This window comes from Histidinibacterium lentulum (assembly GCF_003789055.1).
Classification (GTDB): Bacteria; Pseudomonadota; Alphaproteobacteria; order Rhodobacterales; family Rhodobacteraceae; genus Oceanicola; species Oceanicola lentulus.
The window spans coordinates 33,704-60,641 of the sequence record NZ_ML119088.1 but is presented as its reverse complement, the minus strand read 5'-3'; the positions used below and the strand labels follow the sequence as shown (position 1 = coordinate 60,641).

The window sequence follows — 26,938 nt, the reverse complement described above, 5'->3', positions numbered from 1 at the left end:
ACGCAAGTGCCGCGGACACGCCCCGCCCCGGCGCTTGCGCCGTCTGCCCCGCCACGCCATTCTCGCCGCAAGATCGGCCATGACGGGCAGGCGATGCGAGCGGTTCTCTGTTTCATGCTGGCGGTCATGACCGCCTCCTGCGACCAGCTGCCTGGCCGTCACGGCGACGGGGTGTTCGCCCCCGGCCTCGCGCCGCGCGGCGCCGCGGAGGACCAGCTCATCGTCGGCGACAGGCTCATGGCGGCGGGCCAGTACGAACTGGCGCTCGATGCCTATACCCGCGCCGCGGGCGAGCGGGGTCTCAACTCCGAAACCCTCGCGGCGCTCGGGTCGGCGAACCTCAGGCTGGGGCGGCTGAACCAGGCCGAACGGCAGCTGCGCCGCGCCGTCGAGGCCGACGATGCCTCCCCCGAAGCCTGGAACAATCTCGGCGTGGTGCTCATGGAGAGCGGCCAGAACGGCGAGGCGGCGCAGATGTTCCGTCGCGCCTTTGCAACGTCGAACGGACAATCCGACGCGATTCGCGACAACCTCCGTTTGGCGCTCGCAAAACTGGCGGACCCGGGCTACACTGACGTCAACGAGAACAGCGACTTTCGGCTGGTGCAGCGCGGCACGGGGGATTTCCTTCTGACGCGCGAAGATCCCTGAGCCCGGCGCAAGACCGGGTCCGGCCGAGAAAGCGGGCAGAGCAGACAAGAGGTACAGGCGTCATGCGCAAGTCGAGTGTCGTTTCACTCCTGATGGCGGGAGCCGTCGTACTGTCGGCCTGCGAACGATCCGGCGAGGCCGAGGTCAACCGGGCGCTTCAGGACTTGAACGTCGTGGACGAGTCGAACCTAAACGATGTCATGCTGACCGTCGCCGACCCGAACGAGGCCGTCACCTACTTCACGCGCGCCTCCGCAAGCGAGCCCGACCGCCTCGAGTTCCGGCGCGGCCTTGCGAAATCGCTGATCCGCGCGGACCGTCCGCGCGAGGCGCTCGCCGCATGGGAAGCCGTCGTCGCCCATCCCGAGGCCAATGCCGAGGACAGCGTCGATCACGCCGACGCGCTTATCCGAGCGAACCGCTGGGACGAGGCGGAGGTCGTGCTCGACAGCATTCCTCCGACCCACGAGACCTACCGCCGCTACCGGCTGGAGGCGATGATCGCCGACAGCAACGAGGACTGGTCCGAGGCCGACACATTCTACGAGATCGCGGCGGGCCTCACCACGAAACCTGCCTCCGTCCTCAACAACTGGGGCTATTCGAAGCTGACGCGCGGCGACTTCGTCGGGGCGGAGCGGCTGTTCGTCGAGGCGATCCGAAACGACGAGACGCTGTTCACCGCCAAGAACAACCTGATGCTGGCCCGCGGTGCCCAGCGCAACTACGAGCTGCCGGTCGTGCCCATGTCCCAGACCGAGCGCGCGCAGCTTCTGCACACGCTCGCTCTCGCCGCGATCAAGCAGAACGACCTGACCATCGGCCGCGGCCTTCTCAACGAGGCGATCGCGACCCACCCGCAACACTTCGAAGAAGCGGTCCGTTCGCTCCGCGCGCTCGAAGCCAACGTCGCGAACTGACGCCTTGAGCGTCGAGGCCACCGCCGCGGCGTGGTTTGCGCCCTTCGTTCTGCCGGTTTGCCTCTATGTCGCCTTCACCGACCTGCGCGAGATGCGGATCACCAATCAGGCCGTGGGGGCTCTCGTCGTCATCTTCGCCATCGGCGGGGCGCTCCTCTATCCGATCGACGTCTACCTCTGGCGCTGGCTGCACCTCGTCGTCGTGCTCACCATCGGGGTGGTGCTGAACCTTGCCGGGGGGATGGGGGCGGGCGACGCCAAGTTCCTTGCGGCAGCGGCGCCCTACGTTGCAGTTACGGACCTCTCCTTCGTGTTCTACATCCTTGCCGCCACCAGTCTCGCGGGCGTGCTCGTGCACCGGATCGCGAAGAATTCGCCCCTGCACCGCCTGACGCCCCACTGGAAGAGCTGGAGCGAGACGCACCGCTTCCCCTTCGGTTTTCCTCTTGGAACGGCCCTTGGCGCCTATCTTGTCCTGACCGCCCTTCGCGGCTGATCTACGGCGACGGCTCCTCGATCGCCCGGTCGATCAGCGCATCGATCGCGCGGGCGGCGTCGGGGTCGATCTCCTCCTCCGCCTCCGCATCCCCGGCTTCAAGCGCGGCTTCAGGAAGGGCATCGGGAATGGCCTCCGCCTGGGGCCCTGCGGAGGGTGGCAGCTCCGCCTCACCGATCCGGTAGAGCGTATAGAGCGCCGTGCGGCGCACCTCGGTCAGGTCATCGGTTCCGCGCTCCACCAGCGCCGCGAGGATCGGCGACTGCATCCGTGGCGCGATGGGACAGGTGGGGACCATCAGGAATTCCGCCCTCTCGAAACCCGCGAGATTGCCGTAGTTCCACGGCGCGCCGCCCGGCAGCGGGGCCAGATCGCCGTACAACCAGTACGGATTGAACAGATCGGCCGTGAAGACGTGGCGACCGCCATAGCCCGCCTCCTCGAGATCCCGCGCCACGGCGTCGAACACCGCGACCAGTCCGCTCGACAGTTCGCAATAGGCCCGCGTCTCGCCAAGAAAGACGATTGCATGCTCCCGCCGCTCCTCCTCCCGGAACGCGGCAAGGCCCAGGGCCGGGGCATCGACCGGAACGGTGATGTCGGTTCGCAGGGCTCTCGCCTCGAGGGTCAGGAGATCCGCATTGATACCGCCCCGCGGCAGGACCGGCACGAACGTCTGCGCCTCGGTCGTGTAGTGCCGGAAGGGCGACCAGGCGAGGTTGAAGAAGGAGGGCGCGGCAAAGGCCAGCGACACCGCCGCCGCCCCGCCCAGCGCCGCCTTGTGCGTGAGGCCGAAGCCGTTGCGCCCCTCGCCTCCCCCCGCCGGTTTCAGCGCCAGCAGTAAGACCGCCAGCAGGATCAGCCACTGCGGGTCGTTCCCGAAGTTCTGGAACGTCACGTAGAAGAATCCCGGCAGCAAGAGCAGGACCATGAGCCCGCCGGTCTCCGCCCCCGCCTGGCGGAGAAAGACCACGGCCGCCAGCGCCGTCAGCGACGCGCCGAGATAGAGCGGCCCGCTGATCACATCGCGCAGCGGCAGGCCGGGCTGCGGCCGGGTCGTGGAGCCCGCGACCTCGCGCAGGTCGGCCATGTAGGCAAGCCAGTAACCCGGCCCGGCCAGAACCGTCAGCAGCGCGGCCGCCGCAAGCCCCGCGATCAGCGCCACGACGAGCGCCCGCCTCTGGCCGGTCAGGATCAAGCCGAGCGCCACCGGAATGGCGAAGGCCACGAAATAGCTGACCTTCATCAGCGCCAGCGCCGCCATGGCGAGGCCCACGATCAGCCCGTCGACCGTTCCCGTCCCTTTGTCCATCGGCGGCAGCACCGCTGCGGCGATGGCGAGGTAGGCCAGAGCCCAGGACCAGCGGTTGTAGTGCATCGAGATCGAGACCGAGGCCTCATCCTCGCCATGGATCAGCGCAAGAACGAGGATCATGACGTAGACAACGAACAGGAACGCGGGCCCCCGGTCCATCCGCGTCGCGGCCACCCACCAGACCGCCGGCGCCAGCGCCGCCGCCATCAACACCTGGCCCCAGAGGATCGACATGCCGATCCCGAGCCCCGCGGCCGAGAACAGCGCGATCGGTGCGAAGGCGAGCGGTCCGATCGGCGTGGAGAAATCGAGATGGGGCCACTGGCCCCCCGCCGTGCGCAGCACGATGTCCATCAGGTGGATCGTGTCGCCCTCATGCATGCCGATATAGAGACCGCCCTTGAGCAGGGCGGCACCGCCGAGAAGGGCAAGCATGGCAAGGACGGCCCCCGCCAGTAGGATCGAATTCGGCCGAAACATGCCCGCCTCTTGTGCCTGCCCATCCATTTTTCCGCCACATTACCCGTCCACTGATGCAGTTGGAAGTGCGCCGGAAAAACAAGGCCGGCGGTGATCACGGGTCCGGAGCAGGGGCAAGGAAGACCGATGAACATGCAGACGACAGCGGTGATGTCGCCGCCGGCGCCGAAAACGCTCGACAGCATGCGTATTCCCCTCGTGATGATGCGCGACATTGTCCTGAAGACGATGTTCCGCAAGAATGTCAGTCTGGTAAGCGACCTCGCGCGGGCGGTCTGTCTGCCCCAGGTGGTGACCCAAGAACTGATCGACATGGCCCGCTCCCAAGGCCTGATGGAGGCCATGGGCACGCTCAAGGCCAATGCCGTCACCAACGAAATGGAATACCAGCTCACCGAAAGCGGGAAATCCCGCGCACTCGATGCGCTGATGCAATCCGAGTATTACGGCGCCATGCCCGTACCGCTCGAGGTCTATTCCGAACAGGTCCGCCGTCAGTCGATCCGCAACATACAGCTCACCCGCGAACAGCTGACCGGGGCCATGGGTCACCTGATCCTGCCGCCCACGCTGATCGACCAGCTCGGCCCGGCCGTGGGCTCGGGCCGCTCCATCCTGATGTACGGCCCCCCCGGCAACGGGAAGTCGTCCATCTCCAACGGCATCCGCGACGCGCTCGGGGACAAGATCTATGTCCCCCGCGCCATCGAATACGCGGGCCAGGTCATCACCGTCTACGATCCCATCGTGCATTCCTCCGCAGAGGAGGAGGTCGACGATCCCAACAGCCTGCGCCGCACCTCGGGCCGCTACGACAGCCGCTATGTCCTCTGCGAGCGTCCCACCGTCATCACGGGCGGCGAACTGTCCCTCTCGATGCTCGATCTCGTCTACAACCCGACGGCGCGCACCTACCAGGCGCCGCTGCAGCTGAAATCCTCGGGCGGGGTCTTCATCGTCGACGACCTCGGCCGCCAGGCGGAGCCGCCCCAGGCGCTCGTGAACCGCTGGATCGTGCCGCTCGAGGAATCGAAGGATATCCTCGCTCTGCAATCGGGCGAGAAATTCGAGGTGCCCTTCGACACGCTGGTGATCTTCTCCACCAACTTCCATCCCAACGAGATCTTCGACAAGGCGGCGCTGCGCCGGATCTTCTTCAAGATCAAGATCGACGGCCCCAGCCAGGAGGATTTCCTGAAGATCTTCGCCCTGATCGCCCGCAAGAAGAAGATGCCCCTGGACGAGCGCGCGCTGCTGCACCTGCTGAAGAACAAGTACCCGACCATCAACAACATCTATGCCAACTATCAGCCGGTGTTCCTGATCGACCAGATGATCTCGATCTGCGAATTCGAGGGCATTCCATACCAGATGACCCCTGAACTGATCGACCGCGCCTGGGCCAACATGTTCGTCCGCGACGAGGCGATCGTGCGCTGAGCCTTCCGCCGCCCCGCGCCTCGGGCTAGCCTGTCCCGGGATCATGGAGGCGGCGATGGAACCGGTCGGAATAGCGGGCTGCGGCACCATGGGGCGGCCCATGCTCGAGGCGCTCCTCGATGCGGGCGTCGACGCACGCGGCTTCGACATCCGCAAGATCGGTCATCCCGCCGTGACCACCGACGTCGCGGCCTTCGCCCGCGGTCTCGCGACCTGCCTGACCGTGGTCCGGGACGAGGCCGAAACCGAGGCGTTACTCTTCACCGACCAGGCCCTCGGGAGCGCGCCCGACCTCAGGACGCTGGTGATCTGCTCCACCCTGCCCCCGTCCTATGTCCGCGGCCTCGCGCCCCGCCTGCCACATCTCGATCTCGTCGACGCGCCCATGTCGGGGGCCGAGATCGGTGCCGTCGAGCGCACGCTCTCCTTCATGCCCGGCGGCGATCCCGCCACCGTCGCGCGCCTCATGCCGCTCTTCCGCGCAATGGGCCGCAGCGTGCATCCCATGGGCGCCTTCGGCATGGGCATCCTCGCCAAGGTGCTGAACAACTTCGTGCTCTCCGCCTCCGTGGCCGCCACCCGCACCGCGCTCGACTGGGCCGATGCCGCCGACCTGCCCGAGGCGGCGCTGCTCGACCTCATCGAGGCCTCCACCGGCCGCAACTGGTTCGCCTCGGGCCGCGACGACATCGAGTTCTTCCGCGACGGCTTCGCCCCCGGAAACACGATCGGGATCCTCGAAAAGGACGTGCGCTGCGCCCTCGATGCCGCGCCAGGGGACGCCGACCGCCAGCTTGCCGAGACCCTCCGCGCCAGCCTGCGCGCCCTGACGCCGCGGGCCGCGCCGCGGGCTTGACGACCGCCCCCCTCCGCGCGACCTCCACACCCATGGACCTGCCCCTCCGCTTCGCCGACTGGTTCGCCTCCCGTGGCTGGTCGCCCCATCCGCACCAGCTTCAGATGCTCGCCCGCGCCGCGGAGCCTGCGCTCCTGCTCATCGCGCCCACCGGCGGCGGCAAGACGCTAGCGGGGTTTCTGCCCACGCTGACCGAGCTCGCCGAGGCCCCGCAGGCGGGCCTTCACACGATCTACGTCTCCCCCTTGAAGGCGCTCGCCGCCGACATCCGCCGCAACCTCTCCACCCCCATCGCCGAGATGGCCTTGCCGATCCGCGTCGAGGACCGCACCGGCGACACCTCTGCCACCCAGAAGAAGCGCCAACGCGCCGATCCGCCCCATATCCTCCTGACCACGCCCGAAAGCCTCGCGCTCCTGACCTCCTACGAGGATGCGCCGCGCATGTTCGCGGGGCTGAAACGGGTCATCGTGGACGAGATCCACGCGCTTTCGGAAAGCAAGCGCGGCGATCAGCTCTTCCTCGCCCTGTCGCGGCTCGACGCCGTGGCCCCCGGCCTGCGCCGCGTGGGCCTCTCAGCCACCGTCGAGAACCCCGCCGCCCTCGCCCGGGAACTCGCCCGCCACCCGGACCCCTGCCCGATCCTCGAGGCCGATCCCGGCCCCGAGCCCGACATCTCCATGCTGGTCACCGAGGAGCGCCCGCCCTGGGCCGGGGGCGGCGCGAAATACGCCATTCCCGCCGTTCTCGAGGAGGTGAAGCGCCACAGGACGACGCTCATCTTCCACAACACCCGCGCCCAGGCGGAGATCTTCTTTCACAATCTCTGGCTCGCCAATGACGAGGACCTGCCCATCGGCATCCATCACGGCAGCCTCGACCGCCAGCAGCGCGAGGCGGTGGAGGCGGCCATGGTCGCGGGGCGCCTCCGGGCCATCGTTTGCACCGGCACGCTCGATCTCGGCATCGACTGGGGCGACGTGGACCTCATCATCCAGATCGGCGCGCCGAAGAACGTCAAGCGCCTCGTGCAGCGCATCGGCCGCGCCAACCACCGATACAACGCGCCCTCGAAGGCCATCCTTGTCCCCGCCAACCGCTTCGAGATCGTCGAATGCGTGGCGGCCCTCGAGGCCGCGCGCGATCACGACCTCGACGGCGATCCCAAGGGGCCGGGGCCGCGGGACGTGCTCTGCCAGCACATCCTGATCCGCGCCTGCGCCGGGCCTTTCGCCGCGGACGATCTCTTCGCCGAAGTCACGACGGTCGGCGCTTATGCCGGGCTCACGCGGGCGGAGTTCGACGACTGTCTCGAGTTCTGCGCGACCGGCGGCTACGCGCTCCGGGCCTACGACCGCTGGCAGAGGCTGAAGCAGACGGACGGGCTCTGGCACCTGCGCGACCCGCGCGCGGCGCAGCGCATCCGGATGAACCTCGGCACGATCCAGGACACCGACGTGCTGAAGGTCCGGATGCGGGGCCGGGGCAAGCCGCTGGGCGAGATCGAGGAGGGCTTCGCCGCCACGCTGACGCCGGGGGACACCTTCCTGATGGGCGGGCAGATCGTGCGCTACGAGGGCCTGCGCGAGATGACCGTCGAGGTCTCCCGCGATCCGGGACGGGAGCCGAAGGTGGCCACCTTCATGGGCACCAAGTTCGCCACCTCGACCCAGCTGAGCCAGCGCATCCTGAGAATGTTCCGGCAGGAGAACTGGCCGGAGCTTCCCGGCCACACCGCGGACTGGCTGGCGCTTCAGAGGGATGTCTCGAAACTGCCCGAGGCCGACCGCATCCTGGTGGAGACCTTCCCTCATGACGGGCGCCAGCATCTCTGTGCCTACGGCTTCGCCGGGCGGAACGCGCAGGCGACGCTGGGGCTCCTGCTGACCCAGCGGATGGAGCAGCGGGGGCTCGGGGCGCTCGGGTTCGTGGCGACGGATTACGCGACGCTGATCTGGGGGCTCGACCGGGTGACGGATCCTGCGCCGCTTTTCGCGCCCGATGCGCTGCGGGAGGATTTCGAGACCTGGCTCGCCGGAAACGCGGTGATGAAGCGGACGTTCAGGGCCTCGGCGACCATCGCGGGGCTGATCGAGCGGAACACGCCGCAGGCGAGAAAGACCGGGCGGCAGGCGACCTTCTCGTCGGATATCCTCTACGACACGCTGTCGAAATACGATCCGGATCACCTGCTCCTGCGGATCACGCGGGAGGAGGCGCTCAGGGGCCTCGTGGATTTCGGGCGGATCGAGGAGATGCTGCGGCGCACGGCGGGGCGGATCGATCATGTGGACCTTGAGAGAGTCACGCCCCTCGCCGCGCCGCTCTTCCTCGAGCCGGGGCGGATCCCGGTGGCGGCCTCGGGGGCGCAGCGGCTGATGGAGGAGGAGGCCGCGCGGCTGATGGAGGCGGCGGGGCTGAGCGGGGGCTGAGAGTGTCCACACGTGGACGCTCCCGCAAGCCACTAAGAAATCTCTATTTTTCCTGTGGACACCCCCTCGTGCAACGCCTCCGCTCGCCTCGGTCATCAAATCTTTGGGCTTCAAGTATCCGGCCTTATGTATCAAGCGCACCAAGCAAAGAGCATCCCTCGCGGTGCTGAGTTGCTAACCTGTCCCCATGCAGGACAAGACCATAGACAATGCGCTACAGGCGCTGCGCAAACGAGGCGGACACCAAGGCAAGCTGGCAGAGGTTCTGCTGGATATGAGGGGCGTGGCACCTCGTCTGTATCGCGAAACCACGCCGCTAAAGCGCGGCGGCACCAAGCGGCTGATACTGGGGGCTCTGAATAGTGGGCCAAAGACGACAGGGCAGATCGGCGACTTGATCCGAGGTCTGCGGCCAGACATCACGCCCAGAAGCGCAGCAAATAGAGCGCATCAGGGGCTGCTGCGGCTAGAGGTAAAGGGATTGGTGTGTCGGGATGGTCGTCGGTGGATGCTGGCCCATTGAGTGGCAAGCCGTAGATTACGCGGCTCGCTGCCAATAGCCTTTCCACCGGCGGCTGACCGGCGCGGTCATCGTGTTCGCCACCAACTGGTGCGCCAGAGAGCCGTTGTCGGTGCGGCGGTTGTCCTCCAGCCATGCGGCGTGGTTCGCATACTGGTGCAGGTATTGCGGGCTGACGTGATGGTGTTGACCCTGCACCATGCGGCGCAGACGGGAGAAATAGCTTTCGACCCAGTTGGTGTGCTTGCCGTGGTCGCTGTAGGCCAACGAGTGGTTCACCCGCTCAACGGGCCAGCCAAGATGCAGAAGGTCCCAGTGGGAAGCCTCGTCCGCTGACATGGTGGCGAGACGGTCAACGTGGATCTTCGCTAGTTCGACGCCTTGGGCTTCGCTGCGGACAATGAACGGCAGGGTGCGGCCCTTGCGCGAGCGGAAGGCGACGACGACCCGGCGACGATCAGATTTGTTCTCCGACAGGCGGCGGTCCTTCCGATCCTCCTTGCGGTTCTCAGGCCGAACGTGACCGCCGAAATAGGCGCCATCGACTTCGACGTGACCGGACATGACTTCGCCGGTCTGCACCTCAAGGGCCATTGCCTCGCGCAGCTTGTGGGCGAGCACGAAAGCCGTCTTGTACTGGCAATCCAGGTCCCGGCTCAGCTGGATCATGGATACGCCCTTGGAGGCGTTCACGAGGATGCAGATCGCCGCCAGCAGGTCCACAAAGTCCATCTTGCGGCTGGCGAAGATCGTGCCGCTGGTGACGCTGAATTGGTGGTGGCAGGCCTTGCACTTGAACTTGCGACGGGTGGCAATGCTGTAAGCCTCGTCATGCTGGCAGCGCGGGCAAACCGGCGCGCCGTCCGTCTCGGGCCAGCGCATCTGGCAGAACGTCTGATAGGCGGCTGCCTCACCGGCCCTGTAGATCGTGCGAAGGCTGAGGGTGCGGGCGGCTGCGCTGAGGAGGAAATGTTGGGCCATTGTCACTGTATCCGATGCCTATGTATCGAATATAGTGACTTGACGTACTGTGCGCAAGGGCATAAGTATCGAAAACAATACCTTTGCAGCGGAGGCGCAGATGCCAGACCAGACGGAGTGGGAAACGAGAGCCGCGAACCTCCTAAAGGCAGAGTTGAAGCGGCAGGGGGTGACTTATGCCAAGTTAGCCGACCGGATCGGCGACAAGGAAGCCAACGTCAGGAACAAGCTGTCGCGAGGCAAGTTTAGCGCGGCGTTTCTCCTTCATTGCTTGAGCGCGATCCAAGTTCGCGAACTTCGTCTTTAATCATGGAGATTTGGCGCTCTAGTTCTGGAAGTGCCTCTTCTAGGCCAATAACGCTACCGCTTACATAGTTGATCTGCTGTTCGATAGGGTGCAGCGCACTGGAACTCAAAAACGACTCGCGAAGAGAGCTTATACTTAGCGAATAAGCTTCGCCGTCTGGCAGTCCCCGAATATGATCTTCAACGCGTCCTAGCCTTGTCTCAAGCCCTACAAGGGAGTTTTGTATTTCTTCCAGACGGCCTTCTAGTCTAGCTAGGGTGTCGATAACCGCATGATGGTCTGCGCTGAAAGCCCACGCACGGTCTTGGGCTGCCTTTGCTTCCTTACGTAATTTCTTGATTTCGTTGTATTGGAGAAAGTCAGGGGAAAACACCCAGGCCATCCAAGCTAGGGCGAAAACTGACACGGTAATCTGCGCCCAAAGCGGGGCGCTGAAAATTCTCTCGATCAGGAGCGCTGCATCATCAGTCACGGTTGAGCGCCCCACAAGATCGAGGGCGGCGCTCACGCCCGCCCACAAAAGCAGGGCAGTCGAAACAAGCCACGCAGCAAAGCGCTTTAGGACTGTCATCCTTCACGCATAGATGAACAGCAGCGACCAGTGGAGTCATTTCGCACCCCGCCACGAAGGCTTGGTGCGTTTGATACATAAGGCCGCAAGTATCCCCGCCGGAGGCATCCGCCGCTTGCCCGCCGCGCGGCGCTCTGGCATCTGGAACGGACCATGAACACGCTTCCCCTCACCCTCGCCGGAGAGACACTGCACCTGACCGGCTCCGGCGCGCTGATCTGGCCCGACCGGGCGCTGGTCTGCGTATCTGACCTGCACTTGGGCAAGTCCGACCGGATCGCGCGGCGGGAGGGGCGGATGCTGCCGCCCTACGAGACGCGGGCGACGCTGGCGCGGCTCACCGACGCCGTGGCAGGGGCGGACGCGCGCACCGTGATCTGCCTGGGCGACAGTTTCGACGATCTCGCCGGGCAGGACGCGCTGGATGACGAGGACCGGGACACGATCACGGCGCTCCAGGCGGGGCGCGAGTGGATCTGGATCGAGGGGAACCACGATCCGGGACCGCTGACCCTTGACGGGACGCACCGGGCGGAGGTGCGGCTCGGCGCGCTGACCTTCCGCCATATCGCGGCGGAGGGGGCGTCGGGGGAAATCTCCGGCCATTACCATCCGAAGTGCCGTCTGCCCGGCTCGGGCGGGGGCAGGCCGTGTTTTCTCGCCAATCGGGACCGGCTGATCCTGCCGGCGTTCGGGGCCTATACCGGGGGGCTCGCCTGCACCGACCCGGTGCTGCAGCGGCTGATGCCGCATCCCTCGGTGGCGGTGCTGACCGGGCCGAGGCCGGTGGCGGCGCCGATGCCAAGGGGGGCCGTTCCGGCGCATGGACCGCCGGGATCGAGGGCGCGGCTTCCGGGGATGCGGTAGGGCGCGCATCCGGCGCTCCCTGCTCAACCTCAGATCTCCGTCCCGGCGCGGAACAAGGGCCGCAGGCCGCCGCGCCATCGCGTCGCCATTGTCGCTCGGACCAATGGCGCTCCAATGTCGCCCCAATGGCGACCGCCCCCTCGGCCCGTCGATGGCGCGACGTGTGCTGAACTTCAGGCGTTCCTTTGGCGCATTCGCCCGTCGATGGCGCGGCTTGTGCTCAGGCCGTCAGCCCCTCGGCCTCCGCCAGACCGTTCGCGCGGCAGCAGGCGGTTACCGTGTTCGCCAGAAGGCAGGCGATGGTCATGGGGCCGACGCCGCCCGGCACCGGCGTGATCGCCCCCGCCCGTTCCGCCGCGCTCTCGAAATGGACGTCGCCCACGAGACGGGTCTTGCCCCCCTCCCCCTCCACGCGGTTGATGCCCACGTCGATCACCGTGGCGCCCGGCCTGATCCAGTCGCCCGGCACCATCTCCGCCCGGCCCACGGCCGCCACGACGATATCCGCGCGGCGGACCACCTGCGCCAGATCGCGGGTGCGGGAATGGGCCACGGTCACCGTGCAGCTGTCCCCGAGGAGCAGCATCGCCATCGGCTTTCCAACGATGTTGGAGCGCCCGATCACCACGGCCTCCAGCCCCGCGAGCGATCCCAGATGATCGCGGAGCATCATGAGGCATCCCAGAGGAGTGCAAGGCACCATGGATTTCTGCCCGGTCCCAAGCCGCCCCACGTTGGAAATGTGAAAGCCGTCCACGTCCTTGGCCGGGTCGATGGCATTGATCACCAGCTCCGCGTTCATCTGCGGCGGCAAGGGAAGCTGCACGAGGATGCCATGCACCGACGGGTCGGCGTTGAGCCGCTCCACCAGCGCCAGAAGCTCCGCCTCGGGCGCGTCGACGGGAAGGCGATGCTCGAAGGAGGCCATGCCGACCTCCCGCGTCTGGCGGCCCTTGTTGCGGACGTAGACCTGGCTCGCCGGATCCTCTCCGACCAGCACGACGGCGAGGCCCGGGGTGATCCCCTGCTCCTCCACCAGCCGCGTGACATGGCCCGCGACGCGCGCGCGCACCCGCTCCGCGAAGGCCTTTCCGTCGATCAGCACCGCCGTCATTGCTCTTCTCCCGGTCCCAGCACCGCCTCTTCGCGGGCGATGGACCACTCGATCATCTGCCGCCACATCGCCTCGGCGAGAGCCGGGTCCCAGCCTGTCGCCGCGGCCTCGGCACGGACGTTGGCCACGACCTCCTCCACCCGCGAGGTGATGCGGGCGGGCATCCCCTCGCCCGGTTTCAGCTCCGTCGCGCGGTCGATCAGGCGGGCGCGGGCCGCGAGCCGCGCCACGAGCTCCCTGTCGAGCGCGTCGATCTCGCGCCTGAGCTCCGCCATCGTTCCGATCTCGCCGGGTTCCCGCATCACCGCACCTCCGGGTCTTGCGCCCCCGGAGGTGGACCGATGCGCCGCCGAGGGCAAGACGTCAAAACAGCCCTTCGACGAGGCCCGCGGCGTTCAGCCGGATGCTTTCCGCCGAGGGCACCCGCGGCAGGCCCGGCATGGTCATGATCTGCCCGCAGATCGCGACGACGAAGCCCGCCCCCGCCGAGAGCCGCACCTCGCGCACGGGCACCACATGGCCCGAGGGCGCGCCGCGCAGTGCGGGATCGGTGGAAAAGGAATACTGCGTCTTCGCCATGCAGACCGGCAGATGGCCGTAGCCCTGCGCCTCCCAGGCGGCGAGCTGGTCGCGCACGGCCTTGTCGGCGGTCACCTCGCCCGCGTGGTAGATGCGGCGGGCGATGGTCTCGATCTTCTCGAAGAGCGGCATCTCGTCGGGGTAGAGGGGGGTGAAGGCGGAGGCACCGGAGTCGGCGAGGTCGGCCACCCTGCGGGCAAGGTCCTCGATCCCGGCGGAGCCCTGCGCCCAGTGGCGGCAGAGGATCGCCTCGGCGCCCTGGTCCGCGGCATAGGCGCGGATCGCCTCGACCTCGGCCTCGGTGTCGGTGACGAAATGGTTGACCGCCACGACGACGGGCACGCCGAAGGCCTTGAGGTTGGCGATGTGACGCCCGAGGTTGGCGCAGCCGGTGCGCAGGGCCTCGACATTCTCGGCGCCCAGGTCCTCCTTCGGGATGCCGCCGTTGGCCTTCAGCGCGCGCACCGTGGCGACGAGGACCACCGCGTCGGGAGCGAGGCCCGCCTTGCGGCACTTGATGTTCATGAACTTCTCGGCCCCGAGATCCGCGCCGAAGCCGGCCTCGGTCACCACGTAGTCCGCGAGCTTCAGCGCGGTGGTGGTGGCGGTGACGGAATTGCAGCCGTGGGCGATGTTGGCGAAGGGACCGCCGTGAACGAAGGCGGGCGTGTTCTCCAGCGTCTGCACGAGATTGGGCTGCAGCGCGTCCTTGAGGAGCACGGTCATGGCGCCGTGGGCCTTGAGGTCGCGGGCGTAGACGGGCGTGCGGTCGCGGCGGTAGGCCACGATCATGTCGCCGAGGCGGCGCTCGAGGTCCGTCAGCGAGGTGGCAAGGCAGAGGATCGCCATGACCTCGGAGGCCACGGTGATGTCGAAGCCGGCCTGGGCCGGAAAGCCGTTGGCCACGCCGCCGAGGGAGGTGACGACATCGCGCAGCGCGCGGTCGTTCATGTCCATGACGCGGCGCCAGACCACGCGGCGCTGGTCGATGTCCAGCGCGTTGCCCCAGTAGATGTGGTTGTCGATCATGGCGGCGAGCAGGTTGTGCGCGCTGGTGATCGCGTGGAAATCGCCGGTGAAATGGAGGTTCATGTCCTCCATCGGCACGACCTGCGCATGGCCGCCGCCGGCCGCGCCGCCCTTCATGCCGAAGTTGGGGCCGAGGGAGGCCTCGCGGATGCAGATGGCGGCGTTCTTGCCGATGCGGGCGAGGCCGTCGCCGAGGCCCACGGTGGTGGTGGTCTTGCCCTCGCCGGCGGGGGTGGGATTGATCGCGGTGACAAGGATCAGCCGGCCGTTCGGGCGACCTTGGACGCTGTCGATGAAGCGCTGGCTGACCTTGGCCTTGTCGTGGCCGTAGGGGACGAGGTCCTCGGCGCCGATGCCCAGTCTCGCGCCGATCTCCTGGATCGGCAGTTTCCGCGCCGCCCGGGCGATCTCGATATCGGTCTTCGGTGCCATGTCCGTCCTGCCCCCTCGCCTCGTCGAGAGGGATAGGACGGCGGCGGGGAGGGCACGAGGGGGATTTGCGACGTTTTCCTCTCCGGAATCGGCGGAGGGCGGGAAAACGCGTTTCGGATGGGAAACCCGGGCGGGACACGGGGAACACCGGGGGGCGGCAGCGGTTCAGCGCAGAGAGGGGGCCGCGTCCGGCCCCCGGGAAAACCGAACCGCTGGAGGATATCCATGCGACGCACGACACTTTCCGTTTTCGCCCTTGCCGCTGCCGGCCTGTCCGCGCCCGCGCTTGCCCAGGAGACCGGGACCGACGCTGCCGGGGAGATCCGCGCGTCCTACTGCAACACGGGCTTCATGGCCCTCGACACCGACGGCGACGGAATGCTGACCGAGGAGGAGATCGAGGCGGGCAGCCGCGCGATCTTCGAGGAGATCGACGCCGATACGGACGGTGCGATCAGCCGCGAGGAGTTCACCGCCTGCGAGGAGCGCGGGCTCGAGGCGGCGCAGGAGGCGTTCAGCCGGACCTATGGCGACATGGAGGCCGGCTCACTTGACGAGGCCTGGGCCACCGCCGCCGGGAACAATCCGGACATCGAGACCCAGGGCATGAGCCGCGAGGATTTCCTCGGCGCCGCCGCAGACGCCTTCGAGATGCGGCCCACCATGACGCTCGAGGCGGAAGGGGCCGAGCCGGTCGCCTTCGGCCAGCCCTTCGTCTACCTCGGCGAAGGCGAGAGCCTCGACGAGATGTCGACGGAGGAATTCGCCGCGCGGTCCGCCTACACGTTCGAGCTGACCGATGCCGACGGCGACGACTACCTCAGCCGCGAGGAGTTCATCGAGCGCGGCGAGCGACTGACGCCCGATATCGAGGCGATCAACGACCGCTTCGACCGGATGGACACCAATGCCGACGACAGCCTCTCCCAGGAGGAGTTCACCGGCATGGACCGCCTGCGCACCGACAGCGGGGCCGACATGGCCGAGGGCGTTCCGGTGATCTACTACTTCTTCTACCAGCGCGGCTGACCGCCCGCCGGAGAGAAGACAGGGGCCCGCCCGGCGATGCCGTGGCGGGCCTTCTTCCGTCTCGGGTCATTCGGCCGCGGCCACCGCCGCACCGGAGGCCGCCCAGGCCCGCTGTTCCGGCACGAACAGCCGCAGCGGGTCGCCCAGGCGCAGCACCCCCGCCCGTTCCACCCAGGCCGTGACGCCGCGCCGTCCCTCTGCGGCGGGCTTGAAGCCCTTGCCATGTCCGGGGCGCGCAGCCTCGATCGTCATGGCGGGATACTGACAGGGGCCGTTCTGAAGGTCGATGGTCAGGGTCGTGCCCTCCGGCGTCTGGAGCCGGGACGACGGCGGAACGTGGGAGAAATCGGGGATGCCTTCGACCACCACCGAGGCGCCGAGCCACAGGGGATCGAGCGTCTCGAGGTCCAGCGTCGCGGCGATCCCCGCCAGCTCCTCGGCCGAGACGATGGAGAGCTGCCGCGTGTTCCGGATCTCGGTGTTCCGCTTGTAGAGGTTCAGGACCCGGCTGCAGGAAGGCCGCGTCAGCCCGGCATGGAACTCCGCCTCGTATCCGGCGAGGGTCAGAGGCATCTCCTCCAGCGCCTCGCTGCGGATCGCCTGCGTCTCGCGGTCGGGGACCCGGCCGAGCCAGACGATATGGGCGGTGAAATCGGTCTCGATCAGGGCGGGCATGGGCGGGGATCCTTTCCCCTTCATCATTCCGCAGTGCGGCGCGCCCCGCAAGAGCACCCGGAACAGCAAGGGGGCCGGCGTTCCCGCCGGGCCCCCGGATGTCCGTCCGGACCGCCGATCCTCAGGTCGGCTCGGGCTCCATCTCGCCGCCGCCGCGCGGTTTCTTCGGCTTCAGCGTCTTCGGGATCGCGGTGACGGAGCTGCCCGAGGAGGGCGGCGCGTCGTCGGCGTCGTCGGAGCGGTCCAGGGGCTCTCCATTCATCACCTTGCGGATCTCGTTGCCGGTGAGGGTCTCGTATTCCAGAAGGCCCTGGGACAGACGCTCCCACTCGTCGCGCTTTTCCGTCAGGATGCGGCGGGCGGTCTCGTAGCCCTCGTCGATGATCTCCTTCACCTTCGCGTCGATGCGCTTCTGCATCTCCTCGGAATGGTTGGTGCCGCCGCCGTAGGCGCCAAGGTAGCTCTGCTGCTCGTTGGCGTAGTCGACCATTCCCAGCTCCTCGAAGAAGCCGAACTGGGTGACCATGGCGCGGGCGATCTTGGAGGCCTGCTGGATGTCGGAGGCGGCGCCGGAGGTAACGTTGTCCTTGCCGAACTTCAGCTCCTCGGCCACGCGGCCGCCCATCGCCATGGCGATCTTCGACTTGTACTTGGTCAGGCTGACCGAGAGCTGATCCCGCTCGGGCAGCGACAGGACGAGGCCGAGGGCGCGGCCGCGCGGGATGATCGTGGCCTTGTGGACCGGGTCATGCTGCGGGACGTTCAGGCCGACGACGGCATGGCCCGCCTCGTGATAGGCGGTCAGCGCCTTTTCCTCGTCGGACATGACCATGGAGCGGCGTTCCGCGCCCATCATCACCTTGTCCTTGGCGTTCTCGAAATCGATCATCGTCACGAAGCGCCGGCCGACGCGGGCTGCCATCAGGGCCGCTTCGTTCACGAGGTTGGCGAGGTCGGCCCCGGAAAAGCCGGGCGTGCCGCGGGCGATGATCCGCAGGTCCACATCCGGCCCCAGCGGCACCTTGCGGGCATGCACGCCGAGGATCTTCTCGCGGCCCTTGATGTCGGGGTTCGGCACCTGCACCTGGCGGTCGAAGCGGCCGGGACGCAGGAGCGCGGGATCGAGCACGTCGGGCCGGTTGGTGGCGGCGACGATGATGATGCCCTCGTTGGCCTCGAAGCCGTCCATCTCGACCAGCAGCTGGTTCAGCGTCTGCTCGCGCTCGTCGTTGCCGCCGCCGTAGCCCACGCCGCGGCTCCGGCCCACGGCGTCGATCTCGTCGATGAAGACGATGCAGGGCGCGTTCTTCTTGGCCTGTTCGAACATGTCGCGCACGCGGCTGGCGCCGACGCCGACGAACATCTCGACGAAGTCGGAGCCCGAGATGGTGAAGAAGGGCACGCCGGCCTCGCCCGCGATGGCGCGCGCCAGGAGCGTCTTGCCGGTGCCGGGGGGGCCGACCAGAAGGGCGCCCTTCGGGATCTTGCCGCCGAGGCGGGAGAACTTCTGCGGGTTGCGCAGGAACTCGACGATCTCCTCGAGCTCGTCCTTTGCCTCGTCGATGCCCGCCACGTCGTCGAAGGTGACGCGGCCGTGCTTTTCCGTCAGCAGCTTGGCGCGGGACTTGCCGAATCCCATGGCGCCGCCGCGACCGCCGCCCTGCATCCGGTTCATGAAGTAGATCCAGACGCCGATAAGCAGCAGGAACGGCAAAAGGCCCACGAGGAAGGTCGTGAAGCCCGACTGCTCCTGCGGGCGGGCCGAAACCGGGATGTCGTTCGCGATCAGGAGGTCGGTGACCGCCGCATCCTCGGGCTTGATCGTCACGTAGTCGCGGCCGTCGGTGCCGCGGTAGCGGATCTGCTCGCCGTCGATGGTCGCCGAGGAGACCCCGCCGGTCTGCACCGCCTCCACGAAGTCCGAATAGGACCGCGTGGTGGACTGCATCGTGTTCTGTCCGCCGGAGAACAGGTTGAACAGGGCGAGGATCAGCAGGAAGAGGACGACCCAGAAGGCCAGGTTTCGCGCGTTGCCCAAGGAAAACTCCCGTCAGTCATGCGGACCCATGGGGGACCGGCTGTGCTCCAAGATAGGCATACGGACGCAAGGTTCAATGTGAGAAGAGCCGGGCGGCGAGGGTTCCGGCGGCAGGTGGCCGACGCGCCCGGCGGATGGCCGGGCCGTGTCCGAGGTCGGGCGCGGCGACAAGGCGGCCTTCGTCCCAGAGCGCGGGGCGGCCATGCCAGAGCGCGGCGGGCAGGCCCCGGCGGTCGGCATCGGGGATCAGGGCGAGGCCGCGGGGGCCGAGGGCGCGGACCTGCAAGTGCCTGTTTCCGCTGGGCCCGTGGGTCCACTGGTCGTCCCAGAGGGCGTTTCCGTCGGCGGGCGCGGCCTCTCCGGCCACCGCCTCAAGCTCGCGGAACAGGGTCAGCCGGGCGCCCCGCGCCACGGCCATGCAGCCGTGCAGCGTCACCGTTCCGCCCGCCAGAAGCCGGTCCAGAGCATCCTCCAGTGCTGTGGCGCGGGGGCGGTAGTCGGCGCGCGCGACAAATTGCAGCGCGGCGGCGAAGAGGCGGAGCCGGGTGTCGGGCTCGCCGGCGGCGAAGGCGTCGCGGTCGAGGGCGACGGTGCCCTCGGGCATGTCCCGCAGGACCGCGCGCCGCGCCACGTCCTCGGCCCGCGCCTCGAGCGCCTCCCGCGCGCGGGAGAGCCTGCGCGCGGTGGCGGCGAGGGTATCGCGGGTCAGGCCCTCCGCGTCCAGCGCGTCCAGAAGGCGGCGGATGCGGGCGCGGTCAAAGGCCGGGTCCTCGTTGGTCGGGTCCTCGGCGAAGGGGATGCGCAGGTTGCGCAGGTAATGGCGCAGGTCGGCGCGGGAGACGTCGAGCAGCGGGCGCAGCTGCACCCAGTCGCCCACCGGCTGCCGCCCGGCCATGGCCGACAGCCCCTCCACCCCTGACCCGCGTTTCAGCCGCAGAAGAAAGGTCTCCGCCAGATCGTCCCCGGTATGGGCAAAGGCGAGATGCCCGCCGGGGCCGATCCAGCGCCCCAGAAGGCCCAGCCGCGCCCGGCGCGCGGCGTCCATCAGGTTGCCCTGCCCGTCCCAGGTCCAGCGCAGCACGTCATGGGGCAGGCCGAGGCCCCGTGCCTCGTCCGCCACCAGCGCCGCCTCCGCCGCGGCCTCCGCCCGAAGCCCATGGTCCACCGTGGCGACGCGCAGGCGGATGCCCATGACGCGCGCCCAGGGCGCGGCGAGGTGCAGCATGGCCATGCTGTCGCCGCCGCCCGAGACGGCGAGGCCGAGATCCGCGGGAAAGTCCGGCCCGACGAGGGCGCCCATCGCCCCGGCGAAGCGGCGATCGAGGCTCACCGGGCCGCCGGGCTCAGCAGCCCAGCCGGGTCCGCGCGTCGAAGGCGTCGAGCGCCGCCTCGGAGGACGGGAAGCGGTTGCCCACCTCGGAGAGGGTGACGCAGGCCTCCTGGGTCTGACCCAGCGCGCCGAGCGTGGTGCCGAGCTTGAAGAGCGCGTCGGCCGCGCGCTCGCCCGAGGGATTGCCCGAGAAGGCCGCGAGATAGGACCGCGCGGCCTCGGCCATCTGGTTCTGCGCTTCCAGCGCCTCGCCGCGCAGGTAATGGGCACGCTGGCTCAGGGGGCCGCCGGGATAGGCCTCGGTATGGGCGCCGAAAAGCTCCGCCGCGCGCGGGAACTCGCCCGCCTCGAAGGCGGCCAGGGCCGCGTCGAACTCGGCCTGCTCGCCGACGGCCAGGGCCGGGCCGGTGCTGGCGGGCGGCGCGGGTTCGGGCGCGGGCAGGTTCTCTGCGGCATCGACGCCGCCCAGCGTGGGCGTATCCCCGAGCGAGCCGATGTCGCAGCCCTCCTCCAGCTCGCAGAGCCGGAACTCCAGATCGCCGATCCGGTTCGTGCCGTCGCGGGTGATGCGGTTGATGCGGAACTCCAGTTCCTCGGTCTTGGAGGTCAGGCGCTGCAGCTCCGCCTCCATTGCCGAGACCCGGTCGAGGACCGACGCGCCGCCGACGTTCACGTCCGGAAAGCCGGTGGTCGAAAGTTCGCGCCTGAGGCCCTGCACCTCCTGCCAGAGAATCGTCAGCTCCTGCCGGATATCGGCAAGGGTCTCGTCCTGCGCCGCGACCGGAGAGGCCGCCAGCGCGAGCGCCAGAACCGCCGCAAGCCGCAGGTGCCGCATCAGGACAGCGCCCCCGACGCGATCACGGTCACGGCGCGGCGGTTCTGCCGGTAGCAGCTTTCGTCGGAGCAGACGGCGATGGGCCGCTCCTTGCCGAAGGTCACGGTCTGCAGCCGTCCGGCGGGCACGCCCTGGCTCACGAGGTATTCGCGCACCGCGTTGGCCCGGCGCGAGCCGAGCGCGAGGTTGTACTCCCGCGTGCCCTGCTCGTCGGCATGGCCCTCGATGACGGCGGTGTAGTTGCCGTTGGTCATCAGCCACTGGGCCTGACCGTCGAGCACCTGCCGCGCCGTGCCGGTCAGGGTGAACTGGTCCACCTCGAACAGGACGCGGTCGCCGATGGTCTGGCTGAAATACTGCGGGCTCGACGGATCGAAGCTGCCCGCCGCGTTGGCCGGCGGCGGCACCGCGAAATCCGTCCCCGCGCCGGTATTGGCGGCGTTGCGGTTCGCGCAGCCCGCGACGGCCAGGGCGACGACGAGCAGGACCACGGAACGAAACTTCATCATCTGATACTTCCTGTCTCTCTTGAAGATCGGCGTTGAGGGCACCCTATCACGGAGTTTTCCGCCCCGCACCTAGGGTTGCAGCGGTCCCCAGGAGGGATCGGACGCCGGGCCCGGCGTGGGCACGCGGCGCAGATTGCGGCCCGAGACATCCACCGAGAAGATCGCCGGCGCACCGTCGGCCCCTTGCGTTTCACGGGTGAACATCAGCACGCGGCCGTTCGGCGACCAGGTCGGGCTCTCGTCGAGGAAGGAGGCAGTGAGCAGCCGCTCCTCGCTTCCGTCCGTCCGCATCACGCCGATGTGAAAGCGCCCGGCGTGCTGTTTGGTGAAGGCGATCATGTCGCCGCGCGGACTCCAGACCGGGCTGCCGTAGCGCCCTTCGCCGAAGCTGATGCGCTGCGGCTCGCCGCCGCCCACGGGCATGACGTAGAGCTGCTGGTTCCCGGACCGGTCGCTTTCGAAGACCATGCGCGACCCGTCGGGCGACAGCGAGGGCGCCGTCTCGATCGAGGGAGCGGAGGTCAGGCGGATGTGCTGGCCCGTGGGCAGGTCGGTGCGCCAGATGTCGGTATTGCCCCCCGTGGAGATGGAGTAGATCACGCTCCGTCCGTCGCTGCTGAAGCGCGGGGAGAAGGCCATCTCGCCATCCTGCACGGGCAGGGTCTGGCGGCTGACGGTGCCCACGTCGATGGCCTGGATGCGCGGGAATCCGGTGTCCCAGCTCGTGTAGATCACCCGGTCGCCGTTGGGCGAGAAGCGCGGCGCCAGAACGATGGAGGCGCTGTCGGTCAGGTACTGCACGTTGGCGCCGTCGTAATCCATGATGGCGAGCCGCTTGCGGCGGTCGTCCTTCGGGCCGGTCTCGGCGACGAAGACCACGCGGCTGTCGAAATAACCGCCCTCGCCGGTGATCCGGGAATAGACCTGGTCGGCGACCTTGTGCGCCATGCGCCGCCAGCCCGCCGTCGTGCCGACGAGCTGCTGGCCCGAGCCCAGTTCCTGGCCGGAGAAGACGTCGTAGAGCCGGAACTTCACCGTCACCTGCTCGCCGTTGACCGCGACCGCCCCGGTGATCAGCGCCTGAGCATTGATGGTGCGCCAGTCCACGTAGGAGACGGGCTGGGCGAAGCTCGCGGGCGTCGACACGAAGGCCGAGGACGGGATGCGGCGGAAGACGCCGGTCCCGGTCAGATCCGCGGCGATCACCTCGGTGATCTCGGACGCGAGGCCCTCGGCGCCCGCGGTCTCGGCCTCGAAGGGCGCGATGGCGAAGGGCAAGGGCTCGATGTTGGGGTCGGTGATGGTCAGCCGAAGGGGGCCGCCCTGGGCGGAGGCGGCGAGAGCGCCCGCGAGGACGAAGAGGAGGGCCGCGGCGACCTGCAGCACGCGCTGCGGCCAGCCTGCCGCCGCCGGGCGGTGGGGGATGGAAAGGGAAGACATGTCAGGCTCCATTCTGACCGACCGTGGCAGTGGCGGACAATGCTGTCCAGCTTCTCGGTCTGTTTCTGCCGGGGCAACGGGCTCCGGGCAATCTCTCTGAGGGCGCGCTCTTCAGGACGTGACCGGGTGTGGCCTCCATCGGCTCATCTCCTGCTCGGGTCGAAGGTCATCTCGACCTCGCGCCACTGGTCGTATTTCTCGGGCGGCAGGCTGTAGCCCTCTCTCTGGCAGCGCAGCACGGCGCGGCGGGCGGCCTCGTAGGCGGCGCGCTGGGCCTGCTCGGGTCCGTCGGAGGCGGAGACGAGGCGCGTGTCGCCGTCGACCCGGCCGTCTGGAGTGAGCGAGAAGCCCACGGTCACGGCGATGCGCGCGGCCTCGGAGCCGGCGTCCACGTTCCAGCAGCCCTGCACGGCGATGCGGAAGCCCTCCTGTTCCGCGCCCGAGAGCGGCGGACCTTCGGGGGCGGGCGGCGTGCTCTGCGCGGCCTCGAGGGCGGCGGCGACGGCCGCGTCGACCGGGTCGGGCGCGGGCTCCTCGGGCTCGGGGTCCGGCTCCGGTTCGGAGCGGGCCTCGGTGACTGTGCCCTCGGTGACCGGCGCGGGTTCGGGCGGCGTGGGGCGGTTCGGGCGGGCCTGGGGCCGGATCGACGCGAGGGGGGCCGAGGCGGCCGGGGTGTCGGCCTCGGTGACGATCTGGTTCGCCGCCTCCTCGGGGGCGGCCTCCTCCTGCGGCTCGGCGACGACCTCGGGCTCGGCCTCGGCCGGCTCCTCGGACACGGCCTCCTGCGCTTCCTCGGCGATCTCGACCTCCTCGGGGGGCGGCGGGACGACCTCGGAGGCCACGCGATCGGAGGGGCGCGGCACAGGGCGTGGGCTGACCTCGAGGGTCGGGTCCTCGACGACCTCGGGAACGGCGGGGGCGGGCGGCACCTCGGCGACCTCGGGCTCGGGCTCGGGCTCGGGGTCCGGCTGCGGGGCTGGTTCGGGCTCCGGAGCGGGTTCCGGCTCGGGCGCTGGCTCCGGCGCGGACGCGGGCTCGGGCGGGGTCACGGCGGTGGCCTCGGTCACACTTTCCGGCGCGGTGGCCGCGGTCAGGGCCTCGAACTCCTCGGCGGAGAGGACCGACACGTCCATCACGTCGAACTCGAACGGATCGGAGCTGAGGCCCCAGCCCGCCAGCAGCCATACGAACAGGAACAGGTGGCCGCCGCCGGAGACCCATCCGCCCGGAGTGATCTCTCGCCACATCGCGGCTTACCCATCCGACCCGTCGAGCGTCGGCCCGCCGATATCGGTCACGAGGCCGATGTTGTTGAAGCCCGCCCGGTTGAGTGCGCCCATGACCTCGGCCACGGCGTCCCAGGAATTGGCGCCGTCCGCGCGCAGGAAGACCCGGTCGCTCACGCGTTCCGCGGCGATGGCGCGCAGGCGGGCAATGAACTCGTCCCGCGCGACCTCGGTGGTCTGGATCTGAAGCCCGCCCTCGGCGGTGAGCGTGACGGTCAGCGGCTCCTCCTCCTCGGAAGGCAGCGCGTTGGCGGCGGTCTCGGGAAGCTGCACGGGCACACCCACCGTCAGCAGCGGCGCCGCGACCATGAAGATGATCAGGAGCACCATCATCACGTCGACGAAGGGGGTCACGTTGATCTCCGACATCGGCCGGGACCGCCTGGACCGCTTGCGCCGGCGGTTGCCCCCGCCGCTTTCGGGTCTGGCCATGCCTGCGCCCATGTCAGGCGTCCAGCTGGCGGCTGAGGATGGTCGAGAACTCGTCGGCAAAGGCCTCGTAATTCGCCACGATCGCGTCCGCGTCGCCCGACAGCTTGTTGTAGAAGACCACCGCCGGGATCGCCGCGATCAGGCCGAGACCCGTTGCCAGAAGCGCCTCCGCGATGCCGGGCGCCACGACCGCAAGGCTGGTGTTCTGCGATTCGGCGATCTCGATGAAGGAATTCATGATGCCCCAGACGGTGCCGAAGAGGCCGACGAAGGGCGCCGTCGAGCCGATCGTGGCGAGGATCAGCAGGTTCCGCTGAAGGCGCTCGGATTCCTTGGAGATCGCCACGTCCATGCTGCGCTCGATCCGCGCCGCCGCCCCCGGGATCAGCGCGCCGTCCTCGCGGTGGCTGCGCCGCCATTCGATCATGCCGGAGACGAATATCTTCTCGCTCGGGCCGCGCGGGTCGGGGCCGATCTCGTCGAACAGCTCGTCGAGCGGTTCGCCCGACCAGAACGCGGCGTCGAACCTGGCGGCCTCGCTGCGGGCCCGGCGGAACTGCAGCCACTTGTCGATGAAGATCGCCCAGCACCAGACGGAGGCGACGATCAGCATGATCATCACCAGCTTCACCGTGATCGTGGAGCGGGCGAAAAGCGCCCACATCGTGTATTCTTCCATGCGCCTGCCCGTCTGCTCGCGCCCCTTGTTTGCTTCGGACGCGCGCGCGTCCCGGGGCCTTGGCGCTCTTATAGCACAAACTGCACGGAATCCACGCGCGAAGCATCACAGCTGCGTTGCAGCCTCCACATGCGCGGGAGTTCGCCGGACGGCGCGGCTCAGGAGGCCGCGGGGCCGGGCGGAGCCTCCGGGCAGGGGCCGGACGACCAGGTGCTGGCACCGTCGTCGAGCGCCCCGCGGTAGGACAGGTCCGGAGGAAGCGCGCCGCCGCAGAAGGCGGCCAGCGCGGCACTGGCAAGGGCGCGGTCCTCGAAGGACAGCGCCCCGCCCTCGGGACCGGTCACGACGAGACCGCCGAATTCCGGAAAGGGCTCGATCCGTTCTCCGCCGGCGAGCGTGACGGGGCTGAAACGGGCGAGGTCGGGGTCCTCGGTCACGCGCACGGCGCCGAGAGAGGTCTCGACAAGGACGCCGGGGCTGCAGGCCGCGAGGGCCAGCACCGGCAGGACGACGCGGAGGACGGAGGGACGGCTGCGGGTCATCGGGCTTCCTTCCTGGGGCTCGCCCGGGTTGAGGGGGACAAACGACCGGGCCCGGGGCGCGCGGACCCTGGGGCAAGCCTGCCCGCTCCGGCCGGTCCGATCAAGGATCGGGTCGCGCCGCGCCGGACGCCGCAAGCTCCGCCAGCGCCTGCGGCAGGCGCTGCGGGCGGCCGGTCGGCCCGAGCGCCACGAGCTCCACCCGGGCGGCGAAGAGCCGGGTCTCGCCCCGCAGCACGTCCTGGACGAGGCCGAGCCGCGCCGGGCGCAGGCTTTCGACCCGCGTCAGGACCGTGAGCAGATCGTCGAAGAGGGCGGGCCTGAGATAGTCCGCCTCGATCCGCCTCACTGCAAAGACGGTCCCCGCCTCGGCCTTCATCCGCGCCTGGTCGATGCCCAGCTCCCGCACCCATTCGGTGCGCGCCCGCTCGATGAATTTCAAGTAGTTGGCGTAATAGACGATGCCCGCGAGGTCGGTGTCCTCGTAGTAGACGCGGGTGGTGAAGCTGTGGGTCATTGCACCCCCATCCGGGCATGAAGCCTGAGCGCATGGCTCGGATCGTCCGCCATGGCGGGCAGGACGGGGTCGTAGGCCGCCCGGATCACCGCGCCGATCTCGGGGCGCAGGACCGCCACGCCGTTGGCAAGCGCCAGGGGGGAGCGGTCGGTGAAGGCGCTGTCGGACCACAGCAGGATGGAGTGCACCGCCTGGCTCAGCGCGAGGGTCGCGGCGGGAACCTGCGAGAGATCGGCATCCATCCGCAGGAAGACGAAACAGGCCCTGATCGCGCCGGCCTCGTCGAAGCGGAAGACCCGGTACTGGTTGGCGTCCGCCGCCCGAAGCCGGGCGACGAGCCCGTCCAGCCCGTCGATCAGCCGGTCGAGATCGGGCACCGCGACGAGCTCCGCCCAGTCGCGACAGAAGAAGACCATGAGGTTGGCGCCAAGTTCGGGATCGGTTTCCGCCATCCGGTGACCGGCCAGGGTCACGACGGCCTCGAAGGCGCCCTTGAGCACCTCGAGCGTCGGCTCCTCCACGCCGAAGACCACCGGCGCCAGAGGCCGCCCCCACCGCGCGCAGAGATAGCGCCCGTCCGACCGGGTAAAAAGCGCGGCGACCTCCTCGGGCGTCATACCGGCCATCCCAGCGGCGTCG

28 protein-coding genes are annotated in these 26,938 nt (G+C 68.7%); 10 read left to right on the top strand and 18 right to left on the bottom strand.

Going from position 1 to position 26,938, the window contains the following annotated elements; translation table 11 throughout:
- Positions 1–93: 93 nt before the first annotated feature.
- From EAT49_RS15185 to EAT49_RS15175, 3 genes are all read left to right on the top strand, one after another.
- Positions 94–651 (top strand): tetratricopeptide repeat protein, encoded by a 558-nt coding sequence (locus EAT49_RS15185; RefSeq protein ID WP_425459532.1) that lies wholly within the window; start codon positions 94–96, stop codon positions 649–651.
- Between the two features lie 62 nt (positions 652–713).
- Complete coding sequence (locus tag EAT49_RS15180) at positions 714–1,571, top strand: tetratricopeptide repeat protein (RefSeq protein WP_123643146.1); 858 nt, start codon at positions 714–716, stop codon at positions 1,569–1,571.
- Positions 1,572–1,575: 4 nt separating this feature from the next.
- A complete protein-coding gene (locus tag EAT49_RS15175) occupies positions 1,576–2,067 on the top strand; it encodes an A24 family peptidase (protein WP_123643145.1) in 492 nt (163 codons plus the stop codon).
- A gap of 1 nt (position 2,068) precedes the next feature.
- On the opposite strand, the gene EAT49_RS15170 is transcribed toward EAT49_RS15175, so the two are convergent.
- A complete protein-coding gene (locus EAT49_RS15170) occupies positions 2,069–3,862 on the bottom strand; it encodes a hypothetical protein (RefSeq protein ID WP_123643144.1) in 1,794 nt (597 codons plus the stop codon).
- Positions 3,863–3,988: 126 nt separating this feature from the next.
- Between EAT49_RS15170 and EAT49_RS15165 the strand changes: the two genes are divergently transcribed.
- From EAT49_RS15165 to EAT49_RS21265, 4 genes are all read left to right on the top strand, one after another.
- Positions 3,989–5,302 (top strand): P-loop NTPase family protein, encoded by a 1,314-nt coding sequence (locus tag EAT49_RS15165; protein ID WP_123643143.1) that lies wholly within the window; start codon positions 3,989–3,991, stop codon positions 5,300–5,302.
- 55 nt (positions 5,303–5,357) lie between these two features.
- Positions 5,358–6,158: an NAD(P)-dependent oxidoreductase gene (locus tag EAT49_RS15160; RefSeq protein ID WP_123643142.1), complete on the top strand. Its 801-nt coding sequence runs from the start codon at positions 5,358–5,360 to the stop codon at positions 6,156–6,158.
- A gap of 32 nt (positions 6,159–6,190) precedes the next feature.
- The gene (locus EAT49_RS15155) at positions 6,191–8,590 is read left to right on the top strand and encodes a ligase-associated DNA damage response DEXH box helicase (RefSeq protein ID WP_123643141.1); all 2,400 of its coding nucleotides are present in this window, start codon (positions 6,191–6,193) and stop codon (positions 8,588–8,590) included.
- Positions 8,591–8,777: 187 nt separating this feature from the next.
- Positions 8,778–9,113: a hypothetical protein gene (locus EAT49_RS21265; RefSeq protein ID WP_123643140.1), complete on the top strand. Its 336-nt coding sequence runs from the start codon at positions 8,778–8,780 to the stop codon at positions 9,111–9,113.
- Between the two features lie 15 nt (positions 9,114–9,128).
- Here the strand turns inward: EAT49_RS21265 and EAT49_RS15145 are convergent, their stop codons facing one another.
- Entirely contained in the window at positions 9,129–10,091 is a 963-nt protein-coding gene (locus EAT49_RS15145) for an IS1595 family transposase (protein ID WP_123643139.1), read from the bottom strand.
- Positions 10,092–10,191: 100 nt separating this feature from the next.
- Here EAT49_RS15145 and EAT49_RS21460 point away from each other — a divergent pair, with 100 nt between their 5' ends.
- Positions 10,192–10,398 carry a DUF6471 domain-containing protein gene (locus EAT49_RS21460; RefSeq protein WP_123643138.1) on the top strand — a complete coding sequence of 69 codons (207 nt, stop codon included), beginning with the start codon at positions 10,192–10,194 and terminating at the stop codon, positions 10,396–10,398.
- Here EAT49_RS21460 and EAT49_RS15135 read toward each other — a convergent pair.
- A complete protein-coding gene (locus tag EAT49_RS15135) occupies positions 10,337–10,969 on the bottom strand; it encodes a hypothetical protein (RefSeq protein WP_123643137.1) in 633 nt (210 codons plus the stop codon). The two genes, EAT49_RS21460 and EAT49_RS15135, sit on opposite strands and share 62 nt — an antisense overlap.
- A 153-nt stretch (positions 10,970–11,122) precedes the next feature.
- On the opposite strand from EAT49_RS15135, the gene pdeM reads away from it, so the two are divergent.
- Complete coding sequence (gene pdeM / locus EAT49_RS15130; protein WP_123643136.1) at positions 11,123–11,836, top strand: ligase-associated DNA damage response endonuclease PdeM; 714 nt, start codon at positions 11,123–11,125, stop codon at positions 11,834–11,836.
- 220 nt (positions 11,837–12,056) lie between these two features.
- Here the strand turns inward: pdeM and folD are convergent, their stop codons facing one another.
- From folD to EAT49_RS15115, 3 genes are all read right to left on the bottom strand, one after another.
- On the bottom strand, positions 12,057–12,950 hold the full coding sequence (folD, locus tag EAT49_RS15125; RefSeq protein WP_123643135.1) for a bifunctional methylenetetrahydrofolate dehydrogenase/methenyltetrahydrofolate cyclohydrolase FolD: 894 nt from the start codon (positions 12,948–12,950) through the stop codon (positions 12,057–12,059).
- Positions 12,947–13,252: a chorismate mutase gene (locus EAT49_RS15120; protein ID WP_123643134.1), complete on the bottom strand. Its 306-nt coding sequence runs from the start codon at positions 13,250–13,252 to the stop codon at positions 12,947–12,949. Before EAT49_RS15120 ends, folD begins: the two co-directional genes overlap by 4 nt.
- Before the next feature lie 61 nt (positions 13,253–13,313).
- The gene (locus EAT49_RS15115; RefSeq protein ID WP_123643133.1) at positions 13,314–14,990 is read right to left on the bottom strand and encodes a formate--tetrahydrofolate ligase; all 1,677 of its coding nucleotides are present in this window, start codon (positions 14,988–14,990) and stop codon (positions 13,314–13,316) included.
- Between the two features lie 225 nt (positions 14,991–15,215).
- On the opposite strand from EAT49_RS15115, the gene EAT49_RS15110 reads away from it, so the two are divergent.
- Positions 15,216–16,019, top strand: coding sequence for an EF-hand domain-containing protein (locus EAT49_RS15110; protein ID WP_185020776.1), 804 nt, complete (start codon positions 15,216–15,218; stop codon positions 16,017–16,019).
- Positions 16,020–16,085: 66 nt separating this feature from the next.
- Here EAT49_RS15110 and EAT49_RS15105 read toward each other — a convergent pair whose 3' ends face one another.
- From EAT49_RS15105 to EAT49_RS15050, 12 genes are all read right to left on the bottom strand, one after another.
- Positions 16,086–16,694 carry an MOSC domain-containing protein gene (locus EAT49_RS15105; RefSeq protein WP_123643131.1) on the bottom strand — a complete coding sequence of 203 codons (609 nt, stop codon included), beginning with the start codon at positions 16,692–16,694 and terminating at the stop codon, positions 16,086–16,088.
- A 121-nt stretch (positions 16,695–16,815) separates the two neighbouring features.
- Positions 16,816–18,732, bottom strand: a complete 1,917-nt coding sequence (ftsH, locus tag EAT49_RS15100; protein WP_123643130.1) for an ATP-dependent zinc metalloprotease FtsH — start codon at positions 18,730–18,732, stop codon at positions 16,816–16,818.
- A gap of 73 nt (positions 18,733–18,805) precedes the next feature.
- On the bottom strand, positions 18,806–20,062 hold the full coding sequence (gene tilS, locus EAT49_RS15095; RefSeq protein ID WP_246003870.1) for a tRNA lysidine(34) synthetase TilS: 1,257 nt from the start codon (positions 20,060–20,062) through the stop codon (positions 18,806–18,808).
- A 13-nt stretch (positions 20,063–20,075) separates the two neighbouring features.
- Complete coding sequence (gene ybgF / locus EAT49_RS15090) at positions 20,076–20,897, bottom strand: tol-pal system protein YbgF (RefSeq protein WP_123643129.1); 822 nt, start codon at positions 20,895–20,897, stop codon at positions 20,076–20,078.
- Positions 20,897–21,406 (bottom strand): peptidoglycan-associated lipoprotein Pal, encoded by a 510-nt coding sequence (gene pal / locus EAT49_RS15085; RefSeq protein ID WP_123643128.1) that lies wholly within the window; start codon positions 21,404–21,406, stop codon positions 20,897–20,899. The genes ybgF and pal overlap by 1 nt, the downstream gene beginning before the upstream one ends.
- A gap of 69 nt (positions 21,407–21,475) precedes the next feature.
- Positions 21,476–22,846, bottom strand: coding sequence for a Tol-Pal system beta propeller repeat protein TolB (gene tolB / locus EAT49_RS15080; RefSeq protein ID WP_123643127.1), 1,371 nt, complete (start codon positions 22,844–22,846; stop codon positions 21,476–21,478).
- Positions 22,847–22,989: 143 nt separating this feature from the next.
- A complete protein-coding gene (locus tag EAT49_RS21260; RefSeq protein WP_185020775.1) occupies positions 22,990–24,093 on the bottom strand; it encodes a cell envelope biogenesis protein TolA in 1,104 nt (367 codons plus the stop codon).
- A gap of 6 nt (positions 24,094–24,099) precedes the next feature.
- Positions 24,100–24,576, bottom strand: coding sequence for an ExbD/TolR family protein (locus EAT49_RS15070; protein ID WP_123643126.1), 477 nt, complete (start codon positions 24,574–24,576; stop codon positions 24,100–24,102).
- Between the two features lies 1 nt (position 24,577).
- Positions 24,578–25,243 (bottom strand): protein TolQ, encoded by a 666-nt coding sequence (tolQ, locus tag EAT49_RS15065; RefSeq protein ID WP_246003869.1) that lies wholly within the window; start codon positions 25,241–25,243, stop codon positions 24,578–24,580.
- Between the two features lie 158 nt (positions 25,244–25,401).
- Positions 25,402–25,785, bottom strand: coding sequence for a hypothetical protein (locus EAT49_RS15060; protein ID WP_123643125.1), 384 nt, complete (start codon positions 25,783–25,785; stop codon positions 25,402–25,404).
- Positions 25,786–25,885: 100 nt separating this feature from the next.
- Positions 25,886–26,299, bottom strand: a complete 414-nt coding sequence (gene ybgC, locus EAT49_RS15055) for a tol-pal system-associated acyl-CoA thioesterase (protein WP_123643124.1) — start codon at positions 26,297–26,299, stop codon at positions 25,886–25,888.
- Positions 26,296–26,916 carry a hypothetical protein gene (locus tag EAT49_RS15050; RefSeq protein ID WP_123643123.1) on the bottom strand — a complete coding sequence of 207 codons (621 nt, stop codon included), beginning with the start codon at positions 26,914–26,916 and terminating at the stop codon, positions 26,296–26,298. The genes ybgC and EAT49_RS15050 overlap by 4 nt, the downstream gene beginning before the upstream one ends.
- Positions 26,917–26,938: the final 22 nt, after the last annotated feature.